Raw genomic sequence first — 258 nt, forward strand, 5'->3', positions numbered from 1 at the left:
CCGATGGACTGCGCGCGGTCGGCAAGGACGGTCTCGACCCGTTCCATTTCTGCCGCCATATTGCTGTCGGCGGGGCTCGGCAGTCGGTAGGCCCACATCGAGGGATTGATCCTGTCGTAATCGAAGGGGATGCCGGCGAAGTGTCCGGCCTGCTTGCGCGGTTTTCCCTCTGGCTTTGCCTGACGCCCGGGCGCTTCAAGGGAATCGAGCAGGCCGCGCCTGTAGAACGCTTCAATCGTCGGCAGCGTCAGGCCGCGC

1 pseudogene is annotated in these 258 nt (G+C 65.1%); it reads right to left on the reverse strand.

The annotated features are described in order from the left end of the window. Positions 1–258, reverse strand: a pseudogene (locus tag AF337_RS17310) (FAD-dependent oxidoreductase); the annotation flags it as partial.

The sequence above is a fragment of the Rhizobium ecuadorense genome, from assembly GCF_001187535.1.
Lineage (GTDB): Bacteria > Pseudomonadota > Alphaproteobacteria > Rhizobiales > Rhizobiaceae > Rhizobium > Rhizobium ecuadorense.